A 10,575-nucleotide genomic window follows, 5' to 3' on the forward strand; every position below is an offset into this window, starting at 1 on the left:
GGTACATCGGAACCCCATGAGCGAGGCACTGCAGTCCCTGCTCGATCTGCTCGACCTGGAGCGGATCGAGCAGGACATCTTCCGCGGGCGGTCCCGGTCCGCCGTCGTCCCCCGCGTCTTCGGCGGACAGGTGGCGGCCCAGGCCCTGGTCGCCGCCGGCCGGACGGTCCCCGAGGACCGGCCGGCCCACTCCCTGCACGCGTACTTCCTGCGGCCGGGCGACCCGGGCGCGCCGATCGTCTACAAGGTCGACCGGCTGCGCGACGGGCGCTCCTTCACCACCCGCCGGGTGGTCGCCGTCCAGCACGGCAAGCCGATCTTCGGCCTGTCGGCGTCCTTCCAGCGGTACGAGGAGGGCCTGGAGCACCAGGCCCCGATGCCGCCCGCGCCCGACCCGGCGACCCTGCCCACCGGCGCGGAGCGGCTGAGCGGCTACCCGCATCTCGACCCGGACGTGGTGACCCGGTTCCTGCAGGCGCGCGGGGCGGTCGATCTGCGCTACGTGGCCGACCCGCCGTTCGGCAGCTACGGCGAGCCCCGTGACCCGCACTCACAGGTGTGGTTCCGCACCAACGGCAAGCTCGCCGACGACCCGCTGCTGCACGTCGTCCTCGCCACCTACGTCTCCGACATGACCCTGCTGGACTCGGTGCTGCTCGCGCACGGCCGCGGCGGCTGGGCGGTCGGGGACGTGGTCGGGGCGTCACTGGACCACGCGATGTGGTTCCACCGCCCGTTCCGCGCCGACGAGTGGCTGCTGTACGACCAGCACTCGCCGTCCGCCCACGGCGGCCGGGGCCTGGGCCAGGCCCGGATCTACACCCAGGACGGCCGGCTCGCGATCTCGGTGATCCAGGAAGGCGTGGTGCGGGTCCCCCGCGAGGAGCGGCAGGACTCCGGCGAGGAGCCGCGGGGCTCCCGGGAGGACTGACCGGCCCCCGGGTCCACACCCGCGGCGGACTACGCCGCCATCCCGGCCTCGGCCAGCAGATACGCCGTCATCGGGTCGTAATGGCGAGGGCTGAGCACATGATCGTCGAGCGGCACCGTCACCTGGACGGTGCCTTCGGCCTCGGCGAGGAAGAGTGCCGGGTCGTTGCTGTCGGCGTAGCCGACGGAGTCGACGCCGTGCTGTCCGGCGTACCCGGCCCAGCCGTGGTCGGCCACCACCAGGTCGGGCAGCGGGCGGCCCGCCCGCTCCAGACCGGTGAGGATCGCCTTCATCGGCTCGCCGGAGTGGGTGTGCCACAGGGTGGCACCGTGCTCCAGCACCGCGACGTCGGCGAACTGCATGACATATCCCTCGTCCGTCGACAGCCCCTCCGGGATGACGACGATCTCGCAGCCCGCGGCCCGCAGCGCGGCGGCAGTGGCACGGTGCACATCGAGCAGTCCGCCGGGGTGGCCGGTGGCGAACAGCACCCGCTGCCCGCCGTCGGCCGCCTTGCGCAGCCGCCCGGCCATACGCTCCAGCCCGGCGACGGTCAGCTCCGGGTCGATGGTGTCCTGGCCGTACCGGTACTCGAAGTCGTCGTTGACGCCGACCCGCTCCGCCATCACCGCGAGCACGTCCTGCTCGTCGGTCCAGCGGTCGCCCAGCTCCAGACCGAGCCAGAAGTTGCGGTCGCCGTTCGCCAGTTTGCGGTAGTGGGAGAGGTTGTTCTCGCGGGGTGTGGCCACCTCGCCCGCGATGCGGGTGCGGACGAGGTGCTCGACGAGTTCGGCGCGGCTGGGTGTCCCGGTTATCGGCATGGCACCCATTGTGAGGCAGCCCCCTGTGCCGGTCCCGGCCGTATCGCCGGCTGGGACGCGGGTCACGTCCGTGTCCGGCACCGCCGGTCGTCCGTGACCGGCGCCGCAGGCCTGCCCCCCCGGGATCCAGGGCCTGCCCGGTCGGCGCGCCTAGGGCCGGTCCGTCCCGGCCGCCGCGAACGCCCCGCGCGCCATCCGGTGCAGCAGCGCGGCCGTGGTGCCGCGGCCCGGCAGGGAGCCGGGGCGGCCCAGGTGCGGGGTGGAGTTGAGCAGGCCGAAGACCGAGTGGACGGCCGAGCGGGCACTGGGCTCGGTGAGCTCGGGGTAGAGGCGGCGGACCACCGACACCCAGAGCTCGACGTACTGCCGCTGCAGCTGGCGCACCAGCTTGCGGTCGGTGTCCCGGAGGCGGTCCAGCTCGCGGTCGTGCAGGGTGATGAGCGGGCGGTCGTCGAGCGCGAAGTCGATGTGGCCCTCGATCAGCGAGTCGAGGACCGCCTCGGGGGCCGCGCCGTCGGCCTCCGCCAGGCGTCGCTTCGCACCCGTGAGGAGCTGACCGCTGATGCCCACCAGCAGCTCGGCGAGCATCGCGTCCTTGCCGGCGAAGTGCCGGTACAGGCCCGGCCCGCTGATGCCGACGGCCGCGCCTATCTCGTCGACGCCCACGCCGTGGAAGCCGCGCTCGGCGAACAGCCGGGCGGCCTCCTTGAGGATCTGCTCGCGGCGGGTGGGGGCGTCGGTTCTGGTGGCCATGGAGACGATTCTAGACAGGGAGGTTAGCGGTCGTTAACCTGAGGGAAATGCGTTAACGCTCATTAACTGGTGGACCACTGGGTGAGGGGACCGCACGATGCATGAGGCACCGGAGCTGACGAGCGCGGCCGATCCCGCGTCGGAGGCCTTTCGGGCCAACGAGGAGGCGCACCGCGCCCTCGTCGGGGAGCTGCGCGGCCGGCTGGCCGCGGCCCGGCTGGGCGGCGGCGAGAAGGCCAGGGCCCGGCACACCGCGCGGGGCAAGCTGCTGCCCCGGGAGCGGGTGGACGGGCTGCTGGATCCGGGCTCGCCGTTCCTGGAGCTGGCGCCGCTGGCGGCCGAGGGGATGTACGAGGGTGCTGCCCCGGCGGCCGGGGTGATCGCCGGGATCGGGCGGGTCAGCGGCCGGGAGTGCGTGATCGTCGCCAATGACGCGACCGTCAAGGGTGGCACGTACTACCCGATGACGGTGAAGAAGCACCTGCGGGCACAGGAGGTGGCGCTGGAGAACCGGCTGCCGTGTCTGTATCTCGTGGACTCGGGCGGCGCGTTCCTGCCGATGCAGGACGAGGTGTTCCCGGACCGGGAGCATTTCGGGCGGATCTTCTACAACCAGGCGAGGATGTCGGGGGCCGGCATCCCGCAGATCGCCGCCGTCCTGGGGTCCTGCACCGCGGGCGGCGCGTATGTGCCCGCGATGAGCGACGAGGCGGTGATCGTCCGAGGTCAGGGCACGATCTTCCTGGGCGGCCCGCCGCTGGTGAAGGCGGCCACGGGCGAGGTGGTGACGGCCGAGGAGCTGGGCGGCGGCGAGGTGCACTCCCGGGTGTCCGGCGTCACCGACCATCTCGCCGAGGACGACGCGCACGCGCTGCGGATCGTGCGGAACATCGTCGCCACGCTGCCCGGGCGGGGTCCGCTGCCCTGGCCGGTGGAGCCCTCCGTGGAGCCGAAGGCCGACCCGGGCGGGCTGTACGGGGCGGTGCCGGTGGACTCCCGCACCCCCTACGACGCCCGGGAGATCATCGCGCGGGTGGTGGACGGTTCCCGGTTCCAGGAGTTCAAGGCGGAGTTCGGGCAGACGCTGGTGACCGGCTTCGCGCGGATCCACGGTCATCCGGTGGGGATCGTCGCGAACAACGGCATCCTGTTCTCCGAGTCCGCCCAGAAGGGCGCCCACTTCATCGAGCTGTGCGACCAGCGCGGCATCCCGCTGCTGTTCCTGCAGAACATCTCGGGGTTCATGGTGGGCCGGGACTACGAGGCCGGCGGCATCGCCAAGCACGGCGCCAAGATGGTCACGGCGGTCGCCTGCACCCGGGTGCCGAAGCTGACGGTGGTGGTCGGCGGCTCCTACGGCGCGGGGAACTACTCGATGTGCGGCAGGGCCTACTCGCCGCGCTTCCTGTGGATGTGGCCCAACGCCAAGATCTCGGTGATGGGCGGTGAGCAGGCCGCGTCGGTGCTGGCGACGGTCAAGCGGGACCAGCTGGAGGCCCGCGGGGAGTCCTGGCCGGCGGAGGAGGAGGACGCCTTCAAGGCGCCGGTCCGTGCCCAGTACGAGCGTCAGGGCAACGCCTACTACGCGACCGGCCGCCTGTGGGACGACGGGGTGATCGACCCCATGGAGACCCGTCAGGTGCTGGGTCTTGCCCTGACCGCCTGTGCCAACGCCCCGCTGGGTGACCCCCAGTTCGGCGTCTTCCGGATGTGAGGGGGAGTGACCACCATGTTCGACACCGTCCTTGTGGCCAACCGCGGCGAGATCGCCGTCCGGGTGATCCGCACCCTGCGCTCGCTCGGTGTGCGCTCGGTGGCCGTCTTCTCCGACGCCGACGCCGACGCCCGGCATGTGCGCGAGGCCGACACCGCCGTCCGGATCGGCCCGCCGCCCGCCGCCGAGAGCTACCTGTCGGTGGAGCGGCTGCTCGAGGCCGCCGCCCGCACCGGCGCCCGGGCCGTCCACCCCGGCTACGGCTTCCTCGCCGAGAACGCCGGGTTCGCGCGGGCCTGCGAGGCCGCCGGTCTGGCCTTCATCGGCCCGCCCGCGGACGCCATCGCGCTGATGGGCGACAAGATCCGCGCCAAGGAGACGGTGCGGGCGGCCGGCGTCCCGGTCGTCCCCGGCTCCTCCGGCACCGGGCTGAGCGACGAGCAGCTGACGGCCGCCGCCCGGGAGATCGGCACCCCGGTGCTGCTCAAGCCCTCCGCCGGCGGCGGCGGCAAGGGCATGCGCCTGGTCCGCGACGCCTCCGTGCTCGCCGACGAGATCGCCGCCGCCCGCCGCGAGGCCCGCGCCTCCTTCGGCGACGACACCCTCCTGGTGGAGCGCTGGATCGACCGGCCCCGGCACATCGAGATCCAGGTCCTGGCCGACGGCCACGGCAACGTCGTCCACCTCGGCGAGCGCGAGTGCTCGCTGCAGCGCCGCCACCAGAAGATCATCGAGGAAGCCCCGAGCGTCCTCCTGGACGAGGCCACCCGCGCCGCCATGGGCGAGGCCGCGGTGCAGGCGGCCCGCTCCTGCGGCTACCGCGGCGCGGGCACGGTGGAGTTCATCGTCCCCGGCAGCGACCCCTCCTCCTATTACTTCATGGAGATGAACACCCGTCTCCAGGTCGAGCACCCGGTCACCGAACTGGTCACCGGCGTGGACCTGGTGGAGTGGCAGCTGCGGGTCGCCGCGGGCGAGCCCCTGGGGTTCGGGCAGCAGGACATCACCCTCACCGGACACGCGGTCGAGGCCCGGCTGTGCGCCGAGGACCCCGCCCGCGGCTTCCTGCCCTCCGGCGGCACCGTGCTGCGGCTGCGCGAGCCGCAGGGCGCCGGGATCCGCACCGACTCCGGGCTCAGCGAGGGCACCGAGGTCGGCAGCCTCTACGACCCCATGCTGGCCAAGGTGATCGCCCACGGCCCCGACCGCCCCGCCGCGCTGCGCCGGCTGCGGGCGGCGCTCGCGGAGACGGTGACCCTGGGCGTGCAGACCAACGCCGGGTTCCTGCGCCGGCTCCTCGCCCACCCGGCGGTCGTGGCCGGCGAGCTGGACACCGGGCTGGTGGAGCGGGAGGTCGACGGCCTGGTCGTCACGGAGGTTCCGGAGGAGGTGTACGAGGCGGCGGCGGCCGTCCGCCTGGAGGCGCTGCGCCCACGGAGCGACGGAGGCTGGACCGACCCGTTCTCCGTGCCGAACGGCTGGCGCCTGGGCGGCGAACCCGAGCCCGTCAGCTTCCCGCTCCGGGCCCTCGGCGACCCGGTCGAGCACACCCCGCGCGGCTCCCACACCGTCACCGGCGAGGCGGTGTCCGTGACCCTGGACGGCGTCCGGCACACCTTCCACCGCGCCGCCGACTGGCTCGGCCGGGACGGCGACGCCTGGCACGTACGCGACCACGACCCGGTCGCCGCCTCCCTGTCCCGGGCCGCGCACGCGGGCGCCGACTCCCTCACCGCCCCGATGCCCGGCACCGTGACCGTGGTGAAGGTCGCCACCGGCGACAAGGTCACCGCCGGGCAGAGTCTGCTGGTCGTCGAGGCGATGAAGATGGAACACGTCGTCTCCGCCCCGCACGCCGGCACCGTCGCCGAGATCGACGTCGCCCCCGGCACCACGGTCGCCATGGATCAGGTCCTGGCCGTGATCGCACCGCTGGAGGAGGAGGGATGACAGTCCGGCCGCTCCCCATGACCTTCCCGACGCCAGGGCTGCCCGCCCGGGTGCGGATCCACGAGGTCGGCGCCCGCGACGGCCTGCAGAACGAGCAGGCCACCGTGCCGACGGAGGTGAAGGCCGAGTTCGTGCGCCGCCTCGCCGCCGCCGGCCTGACGACGATCGAGGCGACCAGCTTCGTCCACCCCAAGTGGGTGCCGCAGCTCGCCGACGCCGAGCGGCTGTACCCGATGGTGGCCGGTCTGGACGGTGTCCGGCTGCCCGTCCTGGTGCCCAACGAGCGCGGCCTGGACCGGGCGCTGGCGCTGGGCGCCCGGCGGGTCGCCATCTTCGCCAGCGCCACCGAGTCCTTCGCCAGGGCCAACCTCAATCGCACCGTGGACGAGGCGCTGGCCATGTTCGAACCGGTGGTGGCCCGCGCCAAGGCGGCCGACGGTCATGTCCGCGGCTATCTGTCGATGTGCTTCGGCGACCCCTGGGAGGGGGCCGTCCCGGTCCACCAGGTGGTCCGGGTCTGCCGCACCCTGGTCGACATGGGCTGCGACGAGCTGAGCCTCGGCGACACCATCGGCGTGGCCACACCGGGGCACGTCACTGCGCTGCTCGGCGCCCTCGGCGCGGTCGGCATCGCCCCCGAGGTGCTGGGCGTGCACTTCCACGACACCTACGGCCAGGCGCTGGCCAACACCTTCGCCGCCCTGCAGTGCGGCGTGACGACCGTCGACGCCTCGGCGGGCGGCCTGGGCGGCTGCCCGTACGCCAGGTCCGCCACCGGCAACCTCGCCACCGAGGACCTCGTGTGGATGCTGCAGGGCCTCGGCATCGACACCGGGATCGACCTCGCCCGTCTGGTCGCCACAAGCGCCTGGATGGCCGAGCAGTTGGGCCGGCCCAGCCCGTCCCGCACCGTACGTGCCCTCTTCCCCGCCGCATCGGACGCAGACTCCCACAAGGAGCAGTGAGGACCATGGACCACAAGCTCTCCCCGGAACTGGAAGAACTCCGCCGCACGGTGGAGGAGTTCGCACACGACGTCGTGGCGCCCAAGATCGGCGACTTCTACGAGCGGCACGAGTTCCCCTACGAGATCGTCCGCGAGATGGGCCGGATGGGCCTGTTCGGCCTGCCGTTCCCGGAGGAGCACGGCGGGATGGGCGGCGACTACCTGGCCCTCGGCATAGCGCTGGAGGAGCTGGCCCGGGTGGACTCCTCGGTCGCCATCACCCTGGAGGCGGGCGTCTCGCTGGGCGCGATGCCGCTGCATCTGTTCGGCACCGAGGAGCAGAAGCGGCAGTGGCTGCCGCGACTGTGCTCGGGCGAGATGCTGGGAGCCTTCGGGCTGACCGAGCCCGACGGCGGCTCGGACGCGGGGGCCACCCGGACCACGGCACGGCTGGACGAGGCGACCGGCGAGTGGGTGATCAACGGCACCAAGTGCTTCATCACCAACTCCGGTACGGACATCACCGGTCTGGTGACGGTCACCGCCGTCACCGGCCGCAAGCCGGACGGCGGGCCGCGGATCTCGGCGATCATCGTGCCGTCCGGTACGCCCGGCTTCTCGGTGGCTCCGCCGTACTCCAAGGTCGGCTGGAACGCCTCCGACACCCGTGAGCTGTCCTTCGACGACGTACGGGTGCCGGCCGCGAACCTGCTGGGCGAGGAGGGGCGCGGCTACGCCCAGTTCCTGCGCATCCTGGACGAGGGACGGATCGCCATCGCGGCGCTGGCGACCGGGCTGGCGCAGGGCTGCGTGGACGAGTCGGTCAAGTACGCGAAGGAACGTCACGCCTTCGGCCGGCCGATCGGTGCGAACCAGGCGATCCAGTTCAAGATCGCGGACATGGAGATGAAGGCGCACACCTCCCGGCTGGCGTGGCGGGACGCGGCCTCGCGGCTGGTGGCGGGCGAGCCGTTCAAGAAGGAGGCGGCGCTGGCGAAGCTCTACTCGTCGACGGTGGCGGTGGACAACGCCCGGGAGGCCACCCAGATCCACGGCGGCTACGGCTTCATGAACGAGTACCCGGTCGCCCGGATGTGGCGGGACTCGAAGATCCTGGAGATCGGCGAGGGCACCAGCGAGGTCCAACGGATGCTGATCGCGAGGGAGTTGGGACTGGCGGGCTGAGGCTCGCAGTCCGCGACCGCGGTTCGGACGGGGGTACGGGGCGACCCGGCCACTGGACAAGATCTGAGGTTAGGCTAACCTACCTTCGAATTGCCCGGCGGACGCTCCGCCCCGTTCGAAAGCAGCCACGCCATGCCCAACGCCAGAGCTACCCACCTCACCCGCCGCGGAATCCTCGCCGCGGGCGGCGCACTCGGCCTCGGTGCCGTGCTCACGGCCTGCGGTGACGACGACGCGAAAAACGGTGGCTCGGACAAGGAGACGGCTGCCGCGAAGTCCGGCCCCTGGTCCTTCAAGGACGACCGCGGCACGACCGTCGAGCTCGACAAGGTGCCCACGGACCTCGTGGCGTTCACCGGTGTCGCCGCCGCCCTGTGGGACTACGGCGTCCAGGTCAAGGGCGTCTTCGGCCCGACCACGACCAAGGACGGCAAGCCCGATGTGCAGGCCGGCGACATGGACGTCAGCAAGGTGACCGTCCTCGGCAACGAGTGGGGCAAGCTCAACGTCGAGAAGTACGCCGCCCTCTCCCCCGAGCTGCTGATCACCACCACCTTCGACACCGCGGGCACCCTCTGGTCGGTCCCGGAGGAGTCCAAGGACAAGATCGCGCAGCTGGCCCCCAGCGTCGCCGTCTCGGTCTTCGACCGCCAGCTGACGCAGCCGCTGCAGCGCATGTGGGAGCTGGCGGAGTCGCTCGGCGCCGACATGAAGGCCGGCAAGGCCGTCCAGGCCAAGAAGGACTTCGAGGCCGCGGCGGAGCGACTGCGCAAGGCGGCCAAGGCCCGCCCCGAGATCAAGGTGCTGGCCGGCTCCGCGAGCGACCAGCTCTTCTACGTCTCCGGCACCAACTTCTCCGTGGACCTGGAGTACTTCAAGGCGCTCGGCGTGAACTTCGTGGAGCCCTCGGAGGAGGCCAAGAAGGCGACCGGCGGCTGGTTCGAGTCCCTGAGCTGGGAGAACGTCGACAAGTACCCGGCGGACGTGATCATCATGGACGACCGCTCCTCGACCATCCAGCCGGCCGAGATCACCGAGGGCACCTGGAAGCAGCTCCCCGCGGTCAAGGCCGGTCAGGTCATCCCCCGCTCGCCGGAGCCGATCCTCTCCTACGACAAGTGCACGCCGCTGCTGACCAACCTCGCCGAGGCGATCGAGAAGGCGAAGAAGGTCAGCTGAGGTCCGTCGGCCGGGGCGGGGGCTGATCCGGCACGGCGACCGCGGACCGTGAGCGCTCGTCGCGACACCCGGCGCAGCCGCATGCCGGACCCAGCCCCGCGCCCCGGGCCGGTCTCCCGCCCGCCCGCCGCATCAGGAGCTGCCCCGTGACCACCGCCGTAGCCGCCCCGTTCCGTTTCTTCTCCCTCCAGGTCGTACGGACGAGGCGGCTCGGCCCGTCTCTGACGCGCGTCACCTTCGCCGGGCCCGATCTGGACGCCTTCCACTCCGACGGGCACGACCAGTCCCTGTCGCTGTTCCTGCCGCACCCGGGACAGAGCGAGCCGGTGGTCCCGGTCGAGCTCGGCGACGGGTGGTGGCAGGGCTGGCGGGAACTCCCGGAGGACGTACGGGCGGTGATGCGCTCCTACACGCTGCGGTCGCTGCGCCGCGACGACCGGGGCCGCACCACCGAGATCGACATCGACTTCGTGCTGCACGGCGTCGAGCGGGGCGCCGCGATCGAGGCAGGCCCCGCCTCCCGCTGGGCCGCGCACGCCGCCGCCGGTGACCGGGTGCTGCTGCTCGGCCCGGCGATCGCGGACAACCGGGCGATCCGCTTCCGGCCGCCCGAGGACACCGACCTCGTGGTGATCTGGGGCGACGAGACCGCCGTCCCCGCCGCGACGGCCATCATGGAGGCGCTGCCGCCCGGCACCCGCGCCCGGGCCTGGCTGGAGGTGCCGCACGCCGGGGACGTCCAGGAGCTGACCACCGCGGCGGACGCCGAGGTCACCTGGCTGGTCCGGGACGAGCACCGGACCCCCGCCCGCCCCGAGGGACCCCCGTCGGCCTTCGGCACCCCCGGCGCCCTCGGCACCCTCGGCACCCTCGGCACCCTCGGCGATGCCGAACTGCCCGGCGCGCAGCGCCCGTACGTCTGGCTCGCGGGCGAGTCCGGCGCCGTGAAGCAGCTGCGCCGGCACTTCGTGGGCGAGCGCGGCATCGACAGGCGCCGGGTCACCTTCGTCGGCTACTGGCGCCGTGGACTGACGGAGGAGCAGCTGCGGGAGCAGGGCTGATCCCGCTTGCCCGGGGGCAGTTGAGGCGCAAGTGA

At 72.6% G+C, this 10,575-nt stretch carries 9 protein-coding genes; 7 read left to right on the forward strand and 2 right to left on the reverse strand.

The genetic code is table 11. The features are described from left to right. Nucleotides 1-16 precede the first annotated feature (16 nt). Nucleotides 17-931 (forward strand): acyl-CoA thioesterase, encoded by a 915-nt coding sequence (locus V5O46_RS14000; protein ID WP_332884897.1) that lies wholly within the window; start codon nt 17-19, stop codon nt 929-931. Between the two features lie 29 nt (nt 932-960). Here V5O46_RS14000 and V5O46_RS14005 read toward each other — a convergent pair whose 3' ends face one another. Continuing rightward, nucleotides 961-1,752 (reverse strand): phosphatase, encoded by a 792-nt coding sequence (locus V5O46_RS14005; RefSeq protein ID WP_332884898.1) that lies wholly within the window; start codon nt 1,750-1,752, stop codon nt 961-963. Nucleotides 1,753-1,902: 150 nt separating this feature from the next. Beyond that, entirely contained in the window at nt 1,903-2,505 is a 603-nt protein-coding gene (locus tag V5O46_RS14010) for an SACE_7040 family transcriptional regulator (protein WP_332884899.1), read from the reverse strand. 97 nt (nt 2,506-2,602) lie between these two features. Here V5O46_RS14010 and V5O46_RS14015 point away from each other — a divergent pair, with 97 nt between their 5' ends. From V5O46_RS14015 to V5O46_RS14040, 6 genes are all read left to right on the forward strand, one after another. Beyond that, nucleotides 2,603-4,219 carry a carboxyl transferase domain-containing protein gene (locus V5O46_RS14015; RefSeq protein ID WP_332884900.1) on the forward strand — a complete coding sequence of 539 codons (1,617 nt, stop codon included), beginning with the start codon at nt 2,603-2,605 and terminating at the stop codon, nt 4,217-4,219. A gap of 15 nt (nt 4,220-4,234) precedes the next feature. Beyond that, nucleotides 4,235-6,169 (forward strand): acetyl-CoA carboxylase biotin carboxylase subunit, encoded by a 1,935-nt coding sequence (locus V5O46_RS14020; protein WP_332884901.1) that lies wholly within the window; start codon nt 4,235-4,237, stop codon nt 6,167-6,169. Next, the gene (locus V5O46_RS14025; protein WP_332884902.1) at nt 6,166-7,134 is read left to right on the forward strand and encodes a hydroxymethylglutaryl-CoA lyase; all 969 of its coding nucleotides are present in this window, start codon (nt 6,166-6,168) and stop codon (nt 7,132-7,134) included. Before V5O46_RS14020 ends, V5O46_RS14025 begins: the two co-directional genes overlap by 4 nt. A gap of 5 nt (nt 7,135-7,139) precedes the next feature. Next, nucleotides 7,140-8,300: an acyl-CoA dehydrogenase family protein gene (locus V5O46_RS14030; RefSeq protein ID WP_332884903.1), complete on the forward strand. Its 1,161-nt coding sequence runs from the start codon at nt 7,140-7,142 to the stop codon at nt 8,298-8,300. Nucleotides 8,301-8,432: 132 nt separating this feature from the next. Further along, on the forward strand, nt 8,433-9,479 hold the full coding sequence (locus V5O46_RS14035) for an ABC transporter substrate-binding protein (RefSeq protein WP_332884904.1): 1,047 nt from the start codon (nt 8,433-8,435) through the stop codon (nt 9,477-9,479). Nucleotides 9,480-9,625: 146 nt separating this feature from the next. Further along, nucleotides 9,626-10,540, forward strand: a complete 915-nt coding sequence (locus tag V5O46_RS14040) for a siderophore-interacting protein (RefSeq protein WP_332884905.1) — start codon at nt 9,626-9,628, stop codon at nt 10,538-10,540. The last annotated feature ends 35 nt before the right edge of the window (nt 10,541-10,575 follow it).

The sequence above is a fragment of the Streptomyces poriticola genome (assembly GCF_036689765.1).
GTDB classification, from domain to species: Bacteria; Actinomycetota; Actinomycetes; order Streptomycetales; family Streptomycetaceae; genus Streptomyces; species Streptomyces poriticola.